At 45.4% G+C, this 18464-nt stretch carries 18 protein-coding genes; 12 read left to right on the top strand and 6 right to left on the bottom strand.

The window, feature by feature from the left end; translation table 11 throughout:
- Positions 1-255 precede the first annotated feature (255 nt).
- From T3H97_RS20900 to T3H97_RS20880, 5 genes are all read left to right on the top strand, one after another.
- Positions 256-2022, top strand: coding sequence for a cellulase family glycosylhydrolase (locus tag T3H97_RS20900; RefSeq protein ID WP_328800774.1), 1767 nt, complete (start codon positions 256-258; stop codon positions 2020-2022).
- Between the two features lie 177 nt (positions 2023-2199).
- On the top strand, positions 2200-2814 hold the full coding sequence (locus tag T3H97_RS20895) for a hypothetical protein (RefSeq protein ID WP_328800773.1): 615 nt from the start codon (positions 2200-2202) through the stop codon (positions 2812-2814).
- A gap of 54 nt (positions 2815-2868) precedes the next feature.
- Entirely contained in the window at positions 2869-3195 is a 327-nt protein-coding gene (locus tag T3H97_RS20890) for a hypothetical protein (protein WP_328800772.1), read from the top strand.
- An 18-nt stretch (positions 3196-3213) separates the two neighbouring features.
- On the top strand, positions 3214-3504 hold the full coding sequence (locus tag T3H97_RS20885) for a hypothetical protein (RefSeq protein ID WP_250240266.1): 291 nt from the start codon (positions 3214-3216) through the stop codon (positions 3502-3504).
- A 313-nt stretch (positions 3505-3817) separates the two neighbouring features.
- Positions 3818-4138, top strand: coding sequence for a hypothetical protein (locus tag T3H97_RS20880; protein WP_014277849.1), 321 nt, complete (start codon positions 3818-3820; stop codon positions 4136-4138).
- Positions 4139-4294: 156 nt separating this feature from the next.
- Here T3H97_RS20880 and T3H97_RS20875 read toward each other — a convergent pair whose 3' ends face one another.
- The 3 genes from T3H97_RS20875 to T3H97_RS20865 form a co-directional block, all read right to left on the bottom strand.
- On the bottom strand, positions 4295-5152 hold the full coding sequence (locus T3H97_RS20875) for a 1,4-dihydroxy-6-naphtoate synthase (protein WP_328800771.1): 858 nt from the start codon (positions 5150-5152) through the stop codon (positions 4295-4297).
- Entirely contained in the window at positions 5153-5815 is a 663-nt protein-coding gene (locus T3H97_RS20870; RefSeq protein ID WP_328800770.1) for a futalosine hydrolase, read from the bottom strand.
- Between the two features lie 201 nt (positions 5816-6016).
- The gene (locus T3H97_RS20865) at positions 6017-6262 is read right to left on the bottom strand and encodes a hypothetical protein (RefSeq protein WP_007431922.1); all 246 of its coding nucleotides are present in this window, start codon (positions 6260-6262) and stop codon (positions 6017-6019) included.
- Between the two features lie 307 nt (positions 6263-6569).
- Between T3H97_RS20865 and ppk1 the strand changes: the two genes are divergently transcribed.
- Positions 6570-8678 carry a polyphosphate kinase 1 gene (gene ppk1 / locus T3H97_RS20860; RefSeq protein WP_328800769.1) on the top strand — a complete coding sequence of 703 codons (2109 nt, stop codon included), beginning with the start codon at positions 6570-6572 and terminating at the stop codon, positions 8676-8678.
- On the opposite strand, the gene T3H97_RS20855 is transcribed toward ppk1, so the two are convergent.
- On the bottom strand, positions 8638-10173 hold the full coding sequence (locus tag T3H97_RS20855; RefSeq protein WP_134903731.1) for a Ppx/GppA phosphatase family protein: 1536 nt from the start codon (positions 10171-10173) through the stop codon (positions 8638-8640). The genes ppk1 and T3H97_RS20855 overlap by 41 nt on opposite strands.
- A gap of 217 nt (positions 10174-10390) precedes the next feature.
- Here T3H97_RS20855 and T3H97_RS20850 point away from each other — a divergent pair, with 217 nt between their 5' ends.
- Both T3H97_RS20850 and T3H97_RS20845 read left to right on the top strand, forming a co-directional pair.
- Positions 10391-11047: a YheC/YheD family protein gene (locus T3H97_RS20850; RefSeq protein ID WP_328800768.1), complete on the top strand. Its 657-nt coding sequence runs from the start codon at positions 10391-10393 to the stop codon at positions 11045-11047.
- 282 nt (positions 11048-11329) lie between these two features.
- On the top strand, positions 11330-11473 hold the full coding sequence (locus tag T3H97_RS20845) for a sporulation histidine kinase inhibitor Sda (protein WP_007431918.1): 144 nt from the start codon (positions 11330-11332) through the stop codon (positions 11471-11473).
- A gap of 160 nt (positions 11474-11633) precedes the next feature.
- Here the strand turns inward: T3H97_RS20845 and T3H97_RS20840 are convergent, their stop codons facing one another.
- Positions 11634-12638, bottom strand: a complete 1005-nt coding sequence (locus T3H97_RS20840) for an NAD(P)/FAD-dependent oxidoreductase (protein ID WP_023990157.1) — start codon at positions 12636-12638, stop codon at positions 11634-11636.
- Positions 12639-12869: 231 nt separating this feature from the next.
- Between T3H97_RS20840 and T3H97_RS20835 the strand changes: the two genes are divergently transcribed.
- The 4 genes from T3H97_RS20835 (at position 12870) to T3H97_RS20820 (ending at position 17316) form a co-directional block, all read left to right on the top strand.
- Complete coding sequence (locus T3H97_RS20835; RefSeq protein ID WP_025724040.1) at positions 12870-14060, top strand: NAD(P)/FAD-dependent oxidoreductase; 1191 nt, start codon at positions 12870-12872, stop codon at positions 14058-14060.
- Positions 14061-14194: 134 nt separating this feature from the next.
- Entirely contained in the window at positions 14195-14701 is a 507-nt protein-coding gene (locus tag T3H97_RS20830; RefSeq protein ID WP_029518241.1) for a MarR family winged helix-turn-helix transcriptional regulator, read from the top strand.
- 114 nt (positions 14702-14815) lie between these two features.
- Entirely contained in the window at positions 14816-16153 is a 1338-nt protein-coding gene (locus T3H97_RS20825; RefSeq protein WP_328800767.1) for an HlyD family secretion protein, read from the top strand.
- Positions 16150-17316: an ABC transporter permease gene (locus T3H97_RS20820; RefSeq protein ID WP_328800766.1), complete on the top strand. Its 1167-nt coding sequence runs from the start codon at positions 16150-16152 to the stop codon at positions 17314-17316. The genes T3H97_RS20825 and T3H97_RS20820 overlap by 4 nt, the downstream gene beginning before the upstream one ends.
- A gap of 78 nt (positions 17317-17394) precedes the next feature.
- Here the strand turns inward: T3H97_RS20820 and hemQ are convergent, their stop codons facing one another.
- Positions 17395-18174 (bottom strand): hydrogen peroxide-dependent heme synthase, encoded by a 780-nt coding sequence (gene hemQ / locus T3H97_RS20815; protein WP_023990152.1) that lies wholly within the window; start codon positions 18172-18174, stop codon positions 17395-17397.
- Positions 18175-18464 lie beyond the last annotated feature (290 nt).

The raw sequence follows: 18464 nt of genomic DNA, 5'->3' as shown, positions 1-18464 counted from the left end.
GAATTCATTTCCCAATCACATATTTAGTTTGGAATATTTGAAAGCGTTTACCTTATATTAGGATAGAGCTCTTTTTGGTTCTTTTTTCTTTTCCGAATTATAGCCGGAAGGGAGAGATCATAGTACGTGCCTAAGGGAGGGAAATTTGAATATATAAGCTAAGGAAGAGGTGTATGTTGAGATGCAGTTAAATAGAAATGTTGGAAACTTGGAGCAAACAGTGAATTGTAACGCTGGTTACCTGGAGGTTACAAAATGAAGAAGTTATTGTCGTGTTTGATCTCGTTGAGTATGCTTGTTTATGTATTGCCGACCATGATTGTAAGCGCTAACAATGGTGAAGTTACTAATCTAACGCTTGATCCAACACCGTCTGTCCAATCGAATATGATTTCAGATGCTGTTTACAAAATTACGGCACAGCATAGCGGAAAAAACTTGGAAGTTGAAGGGGGATCCAAGGATGACGGAGCGAATGTTCAACAATGGACCGATAACGGAAAGGAGCAACAGAAGTGGAGAGTGGTCGACGTTGGTGATGGATATTATAAGCTGATCTCGCAATCTAGTGGTAAAGCATTAGATGTAGCCGGTGGTAATACCCATGACGGAGCGAACGTTCAACAATGGACCGACAACGGGAACGCTCAGCAGAAGTGGAAAATCATTGACGCTGGTGGTGGATATTATAAGCTGATCTCGCAATCTAGTGGTAAAGCATTGGATGTTGTCGGTGGTTATACCCATGACGGTGCAAACGTTCAACAATGGGCCGACAACGGTAGCGCTCAGCAAAGGTGGAGATTCACGCAGATTGATACGACAGCAGATACGACACCCCCAACCGCCCCAACAAACCTCCAAAGCTCATCCAAGACGAGCACATCTGTCACTCTTACATGGACGACCTCAATAGACAATGTAGGTGTAACTGGCTACGTTATTTATAACGGAACAGATCTGGTAGGCACGAGCACCACAACAAGTTATACAGTGACGGGTCTCACTGCGAACACATCCTACAACTTCACTGTAAAAGCGAAGGATGCAGCAGGCAATATTTCGGAACCGAGTAATGTCTTAAAAGTAACAACAAGTTCTGACTCCTCTCAAAATACAGGATTTTATGTTAAAGGTACGACGCTTTATGATGGCAACGGAAGTCCCTTTGTCATGAGAGGAATTAATCACGCTTACACTTGGTACAAAGGTCAAGAGTCGGTTGCGATACCTGCAATTGCCAAAACAGGAGCGAACACGATTAGAATCGTGCTGTCTGACGGTCAGCAATGGACGAAAGATGATCTGTCAGCGTTGCAAAACCTGATCACTTTATCAGAACAAAACAAATTGGTTGTTATCCTTGAAGTACACGATGGTACGGGAAGTGATAATGCTGCTGTGTTGAATAAAATCGCAGATTACTGGATTGAAATGAAAAGCGCACTGATTGGAAAAGAAAATACAGTCATTCTCAACATCGCGAATGAATGGTTTGGTACTTGGGATGGTAACGGCTGGGCACAGGGGTATAAATCAGTTATTCCAAAGCTAAGAAATGCTGGTATCAAAAATACCATTATGGTTGACGCCGCTGGTTGGGGTCAATATCCGAAGTCGATTTTTGACTACGGAACGCAAGTATTTGATGCCGATCCGCTTAAAAATACGATGTTCTCCATTCATATGTACGAATACGCTGGAGGAAATGCCGAAACAGTAAAAAGCAATATTGACAATGTATTAAACAAAAATCTAGCTCTCATCATTGGAGAATTCGGAATCAAGCATACAAATGGTGATGTTGACGAGGCCACCATTATGAGTTACGCCCAACAAAAAGGTGTAGGTTATCTCGGATGGTCTTGGAAAGGGAATGGATCGGGTCTAGAATATTTGGATATGTCAAACGACTGGGGAGGATCGAGTTATACTGAACAAGGACGTGCCATTATTGAAGGTCCGAATGGCATCAGAGCAACATCCAAGTTAAGCACGGTGTATAGCAACGGTAAACAGTAAAAAAGATTCATATTGTTTAAGCAACGGCCTTTTCTCGAAATTCTAATGGGGAAGGTCGTTTAGTTTGTCTGGAATCGTTTTTCATTAACATAGGAGCAAAGAATCAGGAAAAATATACTAGATTATCAGAGAGGGGAATAGTAAAATATGACTATATAAATAGAGAGGAAGTTTGGTATGGGAGAATTAAGCAGTCATACTCAGCCTGTGGAGCTGCAAACACATTCTGTTCGTAAGCTCGCAGTCGTAGCAACAGTCATTTCAGGAGTAGCTGTACTAGGATGTATAGCCTTGGCGGTATGGAATTATAATCTGAATACGAAGGTAAATACTTTAACTAGTGCGAACGCTTCACTAAATAAGACAACACAAGCATTAACGAAGCAACACAACGATACAGAGGCGCTACTGGGACGAGTTAGATTAACAGCAAACCTGTCAGCTATAACGCATATGTTAGAGCAGACATCTGTCGTTACCGATGATTTTGTATTGGAAAAAGTGACTTTTGATGTAACAGAGGATGGCACGTTGAAGAGTGTGCTACTGAATGTGAACAATCAACCTAATCTCGGTTTTGGCGGTGCTTATCAAGGTTATGGTAAATATAATATGTCCTCTGCTGCATTGACGAAGAAGGCGGAGGAAGTTATAAACATAGCTATGAAAGAGTATGGTACATCTGACAAGCTTCCGGTATGGGATAAGAATACGAAGGTGGAAATGACGGTGCAAAATTATCCGCTTGGGAAGCGGGAAGGTGGCACTTTCAAACTCACTGGTCAGCAATAGGAGGAACCTATGAAGGAATATTGGGTTTTACAGATGATGCGGGGGAGCTAAGGAATGGACAGATATACACCTACAGCGAGGGAACGCTGGCAAATGAAACAGAGTGAGCCGCAGCCGCAGGGCTGGGTGCTCGCTCTCTTTGGCTGGATTTTTGCAGGTTTGGGGTTCGTATTTAGTTTTTTTGTCGTTGGAGGCTTGTTGGGGATTCTAGGTCTTGTTTTCGGAATTTTGACTAGAAAGATGGAACAAAGAAACACGCAGGGTATCTTCATTATCGTGATCAGCTCCGTAGCCATTGGCATTGGACTATTGATTTTTATGATTTTTTTTGCGCAAGGTTTTGTAGAAGGTCTGAGAGAAGGGTATAATGAGCATTATTAGGTCAGGGAGGTAACAGCATTGAGCGTCATTATTTCACAGCAGATCTCGGCAACGGGCGTGAAGGAATATACGAAGGTGATGAAAACATTTGATTCCCAGTTTACACCTTTGGTTGGACAGAAAATCAGGGATACGGCATTTGGCGATATGCAATATTATGATGTCGAGGACGTATTTATTGATCTAGCGGAGAATGAGTATTGGGTAATTCTACCTGCCATTTTGCTGCATTCTGATGATATTGAGGATATACGAGACGCTGTGCGTGAGTATCGTTCACACGGTTGGGAATGTACAAAACCTCTGTAAATGCATACCACTTAGGCATCTATACGGAAACGTCTTTCTTTTGCGAGATAGGCGTTTTTTTGTGTATTTGTGTATAAACTATTTCTAATGATTGGCATGAAAAGAAAGAATTTATGCTGAAAATGCGCAAATTGTATCATTTTTTATCATAAAACGACAAGTTGGGAAATGAAAACGGCCTTAATGTGTTATACTTAGTATATCAAAGGACAAGAGTCTAAAACGACCGGTAAGGCCCTTTCTTTGAAGAGCCTCTGAAAGGTTCAACGTTTATCCAAAATAAATGGTCAAAAGGAAAAGGGGAAATGCTAACGTGAGAGTGAATTTGAAATTTACCAACAAAGGGCAAGTTGCAGTTGAAAAGTTCAACAATGAGGAGCTTATCGAAATCTTTACCCGCTACATTAAAACGTTAAGCAAGAAGTATGATATCTCGGTTACCGTACCGGAGGATCTGAATGAGCAGATCTTGGCAGAGGGCACCGTAAAGGTCGTGTTGGATAAGATTAATTGTGACATGGACGCTTTTTTCAAGGAGCTGAGCCGGGATATCAAGGTACCACTGGTCAAAAGATTGGGTACCAAATTGGATAACGTATTTAAGACCGAGGTTGTGGAGCAGGAACAGAACTAAGAATAAGGATCAAGCGAGTCCGAATGTGGATTCGCCATATGAAATGATAAAACCTCCCGAATGGGGCGCATGGCTAGGCATGTGCTCGTTCGGGAGGTTTTATATGTTTAAACTACTCTATTCAGCAGGAAAACATGCATGGCATGTCTGTTCCTTTTAACGTGTTGTTGTGGAAGTAGGGCGCAGTTGGGCTAAATCAAACGAAGGTACCAGCCCTTCCTGCGCTGCGCGACCGAGCAAAGCTTCGATGGCGGCATATCCGCTGTCGCCCAGATTGGCGGTAAAATCGTTAACGTACAGGTCGATGTGCGATTGGGCGACATCGGGTGAAAGCTCCTGCGCATGAGACAATACATATTCACGCGAAGCTTCGGGATGCTTCCAAGCGTATTCGACAGAGGCGCGTATCCAGTTTGTGATCGCATCCAGATCCAGCGTACGGCGGGCAATAATGGCTCCGAGCGGGATCGGCAGCCCTGTATCTTCTTCCCACCAGTTCCCCAGATCGACTTGCTTACTAAGTCCGTAGGACGGATACGTGAACCGTGCTTCATGAATAACCAGTCCGGCATCCATCTGCCCGTCACGGACAGCAGGCATGATTTGGTCGAACGGCATCACGACGATCTCGCCGACACCCCCAGGCACATGCTTGGCTGCCCACAGGCGGAACAGCAGATAGGCGGTGGAACGTTCACTTGGAACGGCTACACGCTTGCCAGACAGGGCTTCCGGGCCTTCGATCGTGGAACCTTCCCTGGTCAGCACGAGCGGGCCACAACCCCGGCCCAGTGCGCCCCCACAAGGCAACAGGGCATATTCATCTAGCACCCAAGGGAGTGCAGCATACGAAATTTTCATGATATCGAGCCCGTCTGGTGTGATCGCCAGATTGTTGGTGATGTCGATATCGGCAAATGTAATGTCCAGCGCGGGTGCGCCCGCAATCAATCCATGCGCCAGGGCATGGAAGACAAAAGTGTCGTTGGGACAAGGTGAAAAAGCAATTTGCATCTATATAACCTCCGTTAATGTAGAAAATGCGGCTTCCAACGCTTGCAAAGCCTCTTTGATTCGCCAGGCGGCACGGTCACGTGGACCAACAGCATTGGAAATCGTGCGGATTTCCATCGTGGGCAGTTCCAGTCTATTTGCCGCCACGGCTACGCCGTAGCCTTCCATCGCTTCGGCAGCAGCTCCGGGAACGCGCTTAGCCAGCCGTTCCGCTGTTGCCGCCGTACCGGTGGCTGTAGAGACGGTCAGGATCGGTCCCGCGACAGCCGTCTGTCCAGTGGCACGCAACGCCTGAACGAATCGCTGCGCGGTGGCAACATTCACGGCAATTCGGCTTGAGCCGAAACCCAGCTCGTCCACGCTGCTGAAGCCCTCTGTCGTTTCTGCCCCCAGGTCGGCGGCAATGATCGCGTCAGCAACAACGACGCTCTCCAGTGCAGCGACCTCCGCGAAGCCGCCACCAATTCCGGCGCTAATGACCAGACGGTAGTCACCAGCCGCAGCCAGTGCTAGCGCGGTTGAAGCCGCTGCGGACGGAGCGCCCACGCCAGCCAGCTCGACCACAAAACGGGTGTCGCCTTTCAGGCCCCGTAATACTGCTTCCCGTTCGCCTTCAACCGCGGTCATAACCAGGATGCGCCCATCTGATGTTGTATGCTCCATCGGTTGATTCCCCTTTAAATTATGGTAATATGCTTCCTAATCATACTGCTTTTCGAAACGATGTTCAAAAAAAGTCGACAAAAAAAGCGCTCTGAGGCGCTTTTTGGAAAAACTGCAAGATTCAGCAGATATGAAAATCGGTAGTTGTAAACATAAAGCAATTCTAATCTGGAAGAACAGCGCAGGCATAGCATATAATAATTATATCGGCTGATCCTTCGTGATTAGCTGAAACATAGTAATATTGCGGTCATAATGGCTTGGGGTTCCATCTTGATTGCGCACCCGAATCATCTCGCTACTGAATAACTCGATATATCCACAGCCAATCTCACAGTATACACCTGTAGGGTCCTCTTGCCAGACTGAAACGAGGTGTTGAGACAGCGCCGCGGTGAAAAATTCGATGTTTTTTTGCAGTACGCGTGGCGTTTTCTTGGGTTCCATAACGTAAATCCTCCCTATATCATGCCATTTGAAAATCAGCAATTGAACGTGGCTACTAAGTGATTACTACACATCATAATGAACATAAACAACTGAAAAAGGAACGGTTCGTCAATCTACTCTATGAAACAGACGTAAACACTGTACCGCTTAATGCTATTTTTGTAAAGCGTCCGATTGACCTTTTCAAACATCCAGTTTGTGTTTACACACATTTTACATTGCGTTTACACTGCTGTGATGCTAGTGCGTTTCATCTAATAGTACAATAAAGGGTAACTATACTGCATGAATTGATGGAGGCCATATGTTGATAGAGAGTCAGAATAAGGATAAAGCCGGGTCAGAACGTTACTTTAACCGAGATTTAAGCTGGATTGAATTTAATCGCCGTGTGCTTCAGGAAGCTCAGGATGCAGATACACCGTTGCTGGAGAGAGCCAAATTTTTGGCGATTGTATCTAGCAATTTGGATGAGTTTATGGCTGTTCGTGTTGCAGAGACGCGCGAGAAGATCAAGGCGGGTTTTATGCAAAAGGATTTTACGGGATATACCCCCTCCGGTTTGTACAAACGCCTGATCAAGCGTACCGTCTCGATGGTATCGGAACAATACCGGACATATCGTGATATTTCTCGCCTCTTGACGAAAAAAGGTCTTTTACTGTTCGAATATGAAGACTTAAATACGACACAGCGCAAGTCGCTGGATGCATATTTTCATGAAATTATATTTCCGGTACTCACGCCGATGGCGGTCGATCAGAGCCGTCCTTTTCCACTCGTTCACAATAAATACGTATATTTAGCGGTCGTCTTGAGACGTCCCGGGGATACGGAGGAGGATAAACCGCTTTTTGCCATTGTGCAGGTGCCTTCGAATATTCCACGTGTTGTTACGGTGCCTTTGCGGTCGAACAGCAAGAAGAAATCATTTATTTTAATTGAGGAACTAATCAAGCATCACATCCAAACGCTGTTCACCGGATATATTCCGGAGGCGGTTCATGCCTTTCGTGTTACGCGTAACTCCGATTTGTCCATTAATGAAGAAGAGATCGAAGATTTGCTCGAAGAGATTGAAAAAGAGCTGCGTCGAAGACGACGGGGGGCGCCGGTAAGACTGGAAGTAGAAAAAGGGATTCATCCTTATGCCCTGATGGAGCTTCAACGCGAATTCAAGCTGTTCGATCATGTGTTTGAGATGGACGGGCCGTTGGATCTGACGTTTTTGTCGTCTTTTGCCGATCATTTGGAGGGGTATTCGCATTTGAAATTTCCGGCAATCAAACCACTGTATCCGGAAGAACTACCCCCGCAAGAGGATATTTTCAACGTTCTTCGCAAACGGGACGTGCTCGTGTACCATCCATATGAATCATTCGATGCGGTAACTGATTTTATCATTGAGGCATCAGAGGACCCGGATGTGATGGCAATCAAAATGACCCTGTACCGTGTCAACGGGGAATCGAAGCTGATTCCGGCATTGGCACGTGCGGCCGAATCGGGCAAGCAGGTAACGGTGGTGGTGGAGCTGAAAGCCCGTTTTGACGAGGAACGTAATATTGCCTGGGCGCGTACGCTTGAAAAAGCAGGCTGTCATGTAGTGTATGGGTTGGTTGGCTTGAAGACGCACGCCAAAATCATTCTTGTCATACGTCATGAGCGCAACGCGCTCAAACGATATGTGCATGTAGGCACAGGCAATTATAATGAAAGCACGGCGCGCGTGTATACGGATATCGGATTGTTTACGTCAGACCCTGTACTTGGTGAGGATGCCTCCGAACTGTTTAATGAAATCACGGGATTCTCCGCGCTTAAGACTTTGCAGGCTTTTACCGTGGCTCCAACAGGAATGAAGAACAAGCTATTTGAACTCATCCGTAGGGAAGCAGAGCAAGCATTGGCTGGCAAGCCCGCCCGGATTATTGCCAAGATCAACTCCTTATCCAATCAGGAGATGATCGATGAACTATATGCGGCTTCCCAGGCAGGTGTGAAGATTGATCTTATCATCAGAGGGGTCTGCTGTTTGCGTCCCGGTGTGGAAGGATTCAGCGAGAATATACGTGTCATCAGTATTGTAGACCGCTTTCTGGAGCATTCCAGATTGTTTTATTTTGAAAATGGAGGAAAATCCGAGTTATTTCTGTCCAGTGCGGATTGGATGACGCGCAATTTGACCCGCCGAATTGAACTGATGTGCCCGATTTATGATGACGGGATCAAAGAAATGCTGGCAGATATTCTGCATTTATCGTTAAGAGATAATGTGAAGGCGCGCCAGCTTTTGCCTAATGGCAGCTATCAATTTGTGTCCAGAAACGACAAAGAGGCTCCCATCAGGAGCCAATCTGAAGCGATGAAGGTTAGAAATTGGAAGAAGGTAGAATGGACCACGACAATGTAAGGTTCCACGCCTTTTGGAAATCTTTAGCAACGGTCTCCAGCTCCCGTTGTTCTAATATGGGTTCACTCTTGCTTTCCAGACGAAGATGCAGTGCGTCATCCCCTGTAGTAGGATTGATGCTGGTAATCATTCCGGACTCACTCCGATCCATGCCAATCGCGAGCTGGAGCAGTGAGCCGAGCCGATGTACACGTTCCTCGTCGGAAGGCTCCAAAATATCCGCATGTGTGCGTAGCAAACGGGGGGTCCGGTTCTTGGGATGGTAATCCGCGATCAACGCGGCTAGCACCGTTTCCCTATGGGATAGACCGCCAATGCCTGCATGTAAAATCCAGAACACGGAATTCTGGCGGAAATGATAATAATTCAAGGCAGCCCCCGTTTTGTAAAGAGTTGCTGCGGTCAGTAACAAACGTTTGTCCATAGCCGCTGAGGTTCCGCTAGCCAATGTGTCATAGAGCCGGACGGCGTACTCGTTAACCCGTTTGACATGCGCTTCGCTAACCGGGACAGCAAACGAAAGGATATTGCGAATGGATGTGATAAGCGGATTAGCTACCACGGGCTGTTCAGCGTTGACCAGCTCATGAAATAGGCCGTCTCGCAGACCCGCTCCACTGACCAGATACGCGGAGCCTTGAGCAGCTTCAAATATCGTTTTCAATATAATAAGACCTGGTACAATGATGTCGGCTCTGTCCTTGGACAGGCCGGCTGTTTTTTTGCGTTTTTCATAGGGAAGATGGGGCAGACTGCCATAGAAGTAATCGACATCTTCTATCGTCATTTCGTAATGGTGCGTCACAGGAAGTGAGTAATCCTGCCGCTTCTGATTGATTTTAGCCAAAGTACGCAGGGTTCCGCCCAGCCCGATGAATGGCAGACCCGGATTGGAGAAGATCCAATCATGATTTTGCAGTGAAGAACGGACAAAGCTCTCCATTTCCTCAATCTGTTGAGGTGACCATTCGCCATTCTTAACCTCACGTCCAAAGCGCCAATTCATATTGACGGCGCCAAAGGGAAATGACACCGTATGCAGTCGCTTTCGATCGCGGAACAGCGTAATTTCGGTACTGCCACCCCCGATGTCAATAATGATTCCGTCACTCACATTCATAGTGTTCACTACGCCCAGAAAACCGGCATAGCCTTCTTGCTCCCCGCTCAGTATTTCCAGTGTTAAATTTGTCTCCTCCGCAATCCATTGTACGATTTCGTCCGAATTCGTGGCATTGCGGATGGCTGCTGTTGCTGCTGCACGCATACGGACAACCCCGTGCATATGGCATACCGCCATAAATTGGCGCAGCAATGGAGCGATGCTTCGGATCGCCTCCCGTTCCATACGGCCGTTGGCCCCAACCTTTTCGCTCAGTCGGGCAGCTTCTTTGCATTCCTGTACAATTCGATAGGCTCCTGTCTCTGTCATTTCATAGATCACCAAACGTATGGAGTTTGAGCCAATGTCCATGATGCCAATTTTGCTATTCATGAGTTGCCCTCCTTGTTGAAAAAACGATTTGCCGGTAATTTCCGCTGCTCCGTGCAAATGGTAGTAGATTATTGTCATTGTACCAGTGATGTTCGGTGCATGCTACCGTTCGCCATGATCTTGTCGAAATAGACACATGCCGCGGACAATCATCCAAGAATAGAACATTCCTGTTGAGTATGTATAAGTATAACTGACGGCGAAAGGAGAGGGTTACATGAGACAACTTGCAAGCAAATGGCTAAAGACGAAGGCGCTGCTCCACCATCCATATACCGCCGTTTATATACCGGAAACCTGTCTATATAGTGAAGAACAATTGCGCATGATGCTGCGGCGGCATGCTTTTGTATTTATAAAACCTGTGAAAGGAGGTGGAGGAATCGGAGTCATGCGTGTGGCAAAGGAGCGTAGGGGATACACCTGTACGCGGATGGAGCACACGCACCGGTTCAGTCATTTTAGAGCGCTTGTAATCGGAATCAATAAGCTCCGAATCCAACGTCCATATCTCATTCAACAAGGCATCCAACTAGCAAGTATTCAAGGTAGACCTGTCGACTATCGAGTCAAAGTCGTGAAGGAAGGGCAGCGATGGGATTTTCGTGCGGTGGTTGCCCGTCATGCTCGGCCTGGGCTGGTCATTACGAATCTGTGCAAAGGGGGAACTTTGCTGAAGGGAACAGAGGCGCTTCGGATGATATATCCCCGACGGCTTGCTGCTCAGAAGCGGCGAGAGATCATTGAACTTACACAGCGCTGTATTCCGATACTGGAAAGAAGATTTCCCGGGATCGGACAACTGGGATTTGATTACGGACTAGATCAGAATGGACGGGTATGGATTTTAGAGGTTAACACAAGGCCTCAATAAATTTCTGTTTTCTTTAGAAAATTTCCAGTTTAATCTATTAACAAGACACTAAATATAATATATTTGTATAAACAATAAAAATATTTTTTTTGTGTTCGAGCGTCAAAATTCTGTGTATAAATATTGTCCACATTATCCCCTGTCACATATATGGGTTAACGACACTTACCAACAATTTATACACAGGATTTCCACAATTGACTGTGGATAACAGAACGCTTGTTCCGTTTTTGGTATTTTGATAGAATAGATTTTGAAATAAAAGGAAAGGTTGTGTCGAGGATGGCTATGCTGACGGATGAAATGCTTTTGGATTCCTATCAGATGGCAATCGAGCTTAAACTTGAATGTGACTTCATTGCACTGTTGCTGGCTGAGATTCACAAAAGAAATCTAGAGATGAATACAGCCGTAGTCCTTCATTAGACCGGACAAGCTCTCGTACTGCGACTGTAAAGTCATTCAGGGTTCGAATGACTTTACAGACAATCACTGCAACGAATAGGCACACCGTAAAAAAGGGTATTTCACTCCAAACATTCAAATTTGGAGTAAAATACCCTTTTTTGTCATAGTCTAAACTAGACTACAATTTCATGTTACTGCTGTGGCCGGGAGACAACTTGGCATCTGGATCTACATAGACCTTGGCGTTGTTGACTGCCGTAGGAGCTTCACCAAAGCCGACCGCAATCAGCTTGAGCTTGCCTGGATAGGTCGTAATGTCCCCTGCGGCGAAAATGCCCGGAATATTGGTTTCCTGGCGAGAATCGACCACGATGGAGTTACTTTCGATTTCAATTCCCCATTCAGCAATTGGGCCAAGTGTGGATACAAATCCAAAGTTAACGATCACATCGTCCACTTCGATTTCCTGTGTTTCTTTGGTTTTTACATGAGCAAGAGTGACTTTTGTAATCGTGTCTTCTCCATGCAATTCTGTAATTTCCGTTGGTGTAATCACGTTTACTTTGGATGCGAGGAGGTTTTCGACACTGTGTTCATGCGCACGGAATTTGTCGCGGCGGTGAATCAATGTAACCTGTTCTGCAATCGGTTCCAGCATGAGTGCCCAGTCTACGGCAGAGTCACCGCCACCGCTGATTAGCACTTTTCGGCCTGCAAATTTGCTCAGGTCGCTGACAAAGTAATGCAGGTTCGTTTTTTCAAAACGTTCGGCACCTGGAAGCTCCAGTCTGCGTGGCTCGAAAGCACCAACACCAGCGGTAATAATAACCGCTTTACCATGATACTCGCCACCTTTGTCTGTTTTTACGATGAAGTGGCGTTCTTCTTTTTTCTCTAACGATACGACTTTCTCTTCTAGCTGCACTTCTGGATTAAAGTGGTTCATTTGTTGAACCAAATTGTTGACCAGTTCCTGTGCAGTTACTTTAGGAAAGCCAGCGACGTCATAAATATATTTTTCAGGATAAAGGGCTGCAAGCTGGCCGCCCAGTTGGGGCATACTTTCAATTAAGGTGACGGATGCCTGACGCATTCCTCCGTAAAAAGCGGCGAAAATACCGGCTGGACCGCCTCCAATAATGATCAGATCGCGGATCTCCGCGCCTGTGGATTGAGCTGTCACTCTAAAAACACCTCCGAAAGGGATAGTATGGGATTTGTAATTATTGAATCAGCCGCATAGAGGTTCAGATAGCCGCCGAACGCATGATTCACTGTTTATCATTATAAACTGCCAGGTTCCGCTTGCAAAGTTAAAGCTATTAATATTTGATGAAGACTTTTTTGTGCGTATAAATTAACCGTTTTGAGAGAACAGCTTTGAATAATTATGTATATCGGAAGGGGTAGAAGCATGAGCAGTATTCCCAAAATTGTCATTGTGGGCGCCGGATATGGCGGTATATTGACGGCTCAGCAATTGCAAAAGGAGCTCAAGCACAATGAGGCGGATGTCACGCTGATCAACCGTCATGATTACCACTATATTACGACACATCTTCATATGCCTGCGGCAGGTACGGATACGATTGAGCATTCAAGGATTCCGATTGCGCAGCTAATCGATGAGTTCAAGGTGGATTTAGTCAAAGGAACGGTTAAGGAAATCATACCAAAGGAGAAAAAAATCGTGCTGGAGGATGGCTCGCTGTCCTACGATTATTTGGTCATCGGACTAGGCGGGGAGCCAGAAACATTCGGTATTCCGGGAATGGATAAGTTCGCGCTGACGATTCGCAGTATTAACTCGGTTCGCCTGATTCGTGAGCATATTGAATACCAACTGGCCCTGTATAAAAATGACGGTAAGCCAGGTCGCCTTAATTTCGTCGTAGGAGGCGCTGGTTTTAGCGGGATTGAGTTTGTAGCGGAGTTGGCGGATCGTTTGCCACAGCTCGCTAGAGCGTATGACATTGACTTTAACCGGATTCAAATCATTAACGTCGAGGCAGCTCCTACGGCACTGCCAGGGTTCGATCCTGAACTGGTGGAGTATGCGATGGATGTCCTTAAGCGTAAAGGGGTCACCTTCCGCATTGGAATTCCGATTAAGGAATGCTTGCAGGATGGTGTAATCGTTGGTGAGGGTGAGAAAATCGAAGCCTGCACGGTGGTCTGGACGGGAGGGATTCGTGGAAACGGATTAATTGAGAAAGCCGGATTCGAAGTGATGCGCGGAAGGGTGAAAATCGACGATTTTCTGCGTGCACCGGGCCACGATGATATTTTTATTATCGGGGACAGCTCCCTGATGTTTAATCCCGAAGGACGCCCTTATCCACCGACTGCCCAAATTGCGATGCAGCAAGGGGTCCTTTGTGCCAAGAATCTGGCCGCTACTCTTCGCAAAAAGGAACTGCACAAGTTCGTATTTTCCAACAAAGGGACGGTTGCTTCGCTTGGAAAAGGCGAAGCCGTCGCCGTGGTGGGCAAACGCAAAATAAAAGGTTGGGTGGCCGCACAATTGAAAAAAATTGTCGATCTCCGCTATCTGTTCATCATAGGCGGAATTCCACTGGTACTAAAAAAAGGACGGTTTTTCTAAAGGTAGAAAGGTTTCCACGACTCTTATACAGGAGCCTGGAGACCTTTTTTATTTAGATGAATAAAAAAGGTATTGACTCATAACTATTAGACGACGTATAGTATGATTACTAATTACAGAGGGGGAGCTTCACATTGAATTCTGATTTTAAAATCAATGCCGATCCCAAGAGAATACATTTATTGACTGAAAAGTTTCCAAATGTGGACTCCCAATCGTTGAATACGTGGGTACTTTTCGTGCAGGCAGCACATGAAGTGTACAATGGAGTGTCTTCCAGACTCTCGGAATATGGGCTATCAGTAGGCAACCTGAAAATTTTAATGCCATTGTTTTTACATGAACGTGCATTGACTCCATCAGAGCTGGCTGAATATTCAGGGGTTACTCGTTCAACAGTAACCAGCGTAATTGATAAGCTGGAACGGGACGGCATCATCCGAAGAAGTACGCTGACGGATCGACGTATGACCGCGATTTCCTTGACTGATGAAGGAAATCAGTTAATGACGGGAAAAATTCCGATGTTCATCCAGCTTTTTTCGGATTTAATGAATGAATTTACGCAGGAGGATCATATTCTATTTGCTACGTTATTAAATAAGCTATCCTCAGGACTTGAACGGATAAAAAGGGAATAATCAAATTTCCCGGCTTAAATAGTTAGACGTCGTACTATCAGGTTCCTTATTTGTTTTTGATTATTATTTTTTAACTATCATTGGCTAAATCATCATGAAGGAGAGTTTGTTGTAATGAATAAAAAGATCATTGTGTACGTGCTACTTGTTGTCGCATTAGGTACTGGAGGTACGCTGATGGCAATGAGCGGCAAGGATGCTGTGAGTATGGCAGCCCAACAAAAAAACACACTGCTTACGGCAGATACCGTGAATGTTGCTTTTCAGGGTGTAGGGGGAAGAGTAAACACGATTGAGGTGAAGGAAGAACAACAGGTGAAAAAAGGGGACGTAATCATGACCCTTGATCCTGTAGACCTTGATTTGCAAATTGAGAAATTAAAAACGGATATCGCTCAGGCTGATGTGAAAATAAAACAGGCTAAAGACGGGCTTCAAAATCAGTCGGAGGAAATTTCAACTTCAGAAAAACAGGGACAATTGGACATTCAAGCCGCGCAAGCAGGAGAGTCCTTATTAAATCAAGGAACACGTGCGGAGGATATTCTAAGACAAAAGCTGGCTGTTGAAGCAGCACAGCAATCGTTGGACGCAGCTCTGACAGGAGTAGAGACAGCCAAAAGGAATGCGGAAATCGCGCAAAAAACAGTAGCATCCAGACAACAGGCTCTGGACTTGGCTAATGTGAATTACAACCGTATCAAAGCGTTATATGATGCCGGAGCTGTAACCAAAGCAGAACTGGATAACGCCAAAAACCAACTGGATAATGCCCAAATCGCGTTAGATACAGCTAAGGATCAGGTTGAAATTTCTAATAACCAGATTACAGCGGCTAGCAAACAATCGGACATTGCTAGAAATGGGATCGCTCAGCAGCAAACCGCTTTGGATAAAATGGAGGCTGGCGCAACTGCTGAGGAACGCCAGCAGGCTCGTATCAAAACAGAAAAAGCCAAGGAAGCCTTGACTCAAACCTCGCAAACACGAAAAGATGTTAAGAATAGCGAATACAATGTGGATCTTCTGGCTCAACAAAAGCAGGCATTAAGTGTTCAACTCAAAACTTTGGAATTGCAGCGGGGACGTATGGTGCTGAAGGCATCCACAGATGGTAAGGTGTCGCGTATTGTACCTAAAATGGGAGAGATCGTTTCTACGGGGGCAACGGGCGCCGTTATCGAAACCAATCAGCTCTACTACGATATTTATGTGGGTGAGGATTCCATGTCACAGTTTAAAGCTGGGGGAAATGTGACTTCGCACGTTGTAGCTTTAGATAAAGATGTCCAAGGCAAGGTGAGGTACATCACTTCTGCTCCTCAGTACACCAACATGAGAATGAGTCGGGACAAAGGTCTGTCGGATACAAGCTCCTTCCAAGTACGGGTAGATGTTCAGCGCACATCTGAATTATTACCTGGAATGACGGTAGAGGTTGTGACGAAATGAAGGCTTTTATAGAAGAATGGAAGCTGTTGATCAGCGGTAAGATGGTTTTTGTTATGCTGCTCGTTCCTATCGTAGTAGCTGTAGCCTTTGGATTTGTTTTTAAAAATAATCAGCTTAACGATGCCTCTGTAGCTGTAGTCGATTTAGATCATAGCAGTTATAGCCGACAGCTTATTAATAAATTAGATGCATCGCAGTATATTGATGTACGCCATGTGCATGAGAATGAAGCTGATCCGAATTTACTTTTATATAATGAAAAGTTTTTTGCGGTGATTTACCTTCCAGCTGGGTTGGAGGAAAATAGGATCAAAGGAGTTCAGAGCAACATCGGTTTTTATGTGGATAATACGGTAGGTCAGGCGACTGGAAATCTACGCTCGGCAGTCACAGAGATTATGGCGACGGAAAATGCGATGCTGGCTGGTGGTGGACTAAAGGGCATGGGAATGAGTGACAGCCAGGTTACAGGGCTTACTTCTAATATGTTGCTTCAGCAGCGTCTGTTATATAATCCTACCAATGCTACTTTGATGACCTCGGTTATGGGATTCATTAATACGGTCATGATTTCACTGATTGGTGCTACTGTACTGACAATTGTCCCGCGATTGCGGGAGCAAGGTAGATTAAAAGAAGAACTCCAACATTCGTATGGATTGATTCTTAGGGCGTTACCGTATGCGTTAGTAGGATGTGTGTCCTTTTACCTGTCCATTGGTTTACTTAAGCAAATTGGGGGCCTACGCTTTGAAGCGAATGTATGGCAGCTCAGTATTCCATTTTTCCTATACACGGTTACGTTGAGTTTGTTTGCGATGGCTTTAGGGTGGAATGCTGCGAATCCTGGAAAAGCTTCCTCACGCCTCATGCTAATTATACTGCCTTCGTTTTTACTGAGCGGCGCTCAATTGCCAGTGGCTATGCTGCCTCCATCGCTGCAATATGTAAGTAACATTCTCCCATTGACCTGGCATTTCAAGTTTTTGAGAGGTATGGGCTTCAAAGGTGGGAGCTTAAAATATTTTATTCCCGAGTTGGGAGGCTTTTTGGTCTTACTAAGTGGTTTGCTGCTTATTATCTTTATTTTGATTGCTCTGGAGAAAAGAAAGCTGGCGAAAAGTGAGAATACATCCGTAGTGGTAGAGCCTGTGATGCAATAAAAAAAGGATTTCGTCGTCCCGAAAGTGGGAGTTCACGAAATCCTCGGTTTTTTTCAGTAAAGAGTTGATGTCTGCGTCTTACAGCTTCAACATGTCTTCAAATGTCTCTTCATTCAACACGCTGCCGACATAGAAGGAGCCGAATTCACCGTAACGTGCACTGACTTCATCAAAACGCATTTCGTAGATTAGCTTTTTGAACTGAAGTGCGTCATCGGAGAACAGTGTTACGCCCCATTCCCAATCGTCAAAGCCGACGGAACCGGAAATGATTTGCTTTACTTTGCCAGCATAGCTGCGTCCAATTAAACCGTGGCTGCGCATCAAGGTGCGACGCTCGTCCATCGAAAGCATATACCAGTTGTCATCCAGATCACGTTTTTTGTTCATTGGATAGAAGCAGATATAACGAGCCTTGTTTAATACAGGCTTCAAGCGTGCGACAATTTGTGGATTTTGCATAGGGTCTTCATCCTTGCTCAAATAATTACTCAGTTCAACCACACTCACATAAGAGTAGGTTTTAGTTGTATATTTGGCGAAGGTTGTTTTGTTAAAATCATTTTCCAGTTTATTGAGGTCTTCCAGCGTTTCACGCAGGTGCATCATGACAAAATCAGCCTTTTGTCCGACTACAGTATAGACAGCTGAGCTGCCCAGACCCGCTTCCTCGGTAACGTTCCATTCCTTCATAAACTCTTGAAGCTCGTCCAGTGCTCCGGCGCGCTCTTCATCGTCTGCGGTCTTCCATGCTGTCCAGTTGATGGACCGAAAATCGTGAAGCGCATACCAGCCTTCCAGTGTGGAGGCTACTTCGTTGGGTGTTGCTGGGGTTTGTTGTGGTTGATGTTGACTCACGATCTACACTCCTTTACGATCTGTAAATGATAATCGGCTTAGCCGAAATATGTGTACTTCCTTATATCTTTCCTGTATCCAATACGTGATGCTTAACCATTATATTGTAGCTCAAAGTAAAGCTTTTCACCAATGAAAGAAGTGTGAAGAATTTTATTTTTACCATGATGCAGGTCACAAAGTCATAAAATAGTTAGTATTCTCGAAAAAAGTAGAACTCAGACGAATATGGCTGCCAAAAAGGAGAACAATTGCCCTTATTTTGTTGGTCCCACGAGAAGGCAAGTATG

The organism is Paenibacillus sp. LX16 (genome assembly GCF_036252815.1).
GTDB classification, from domain to species: domain Bacteria; phylum Bacillota; class Bacilli; order Paenibacillales; family Paenibacillaceae; genus Paenibacillus; species Paenibacillus polymyxa_B.
This window is presented reverse-complemented; position numbering and strand designations above follow the sequence as displayed.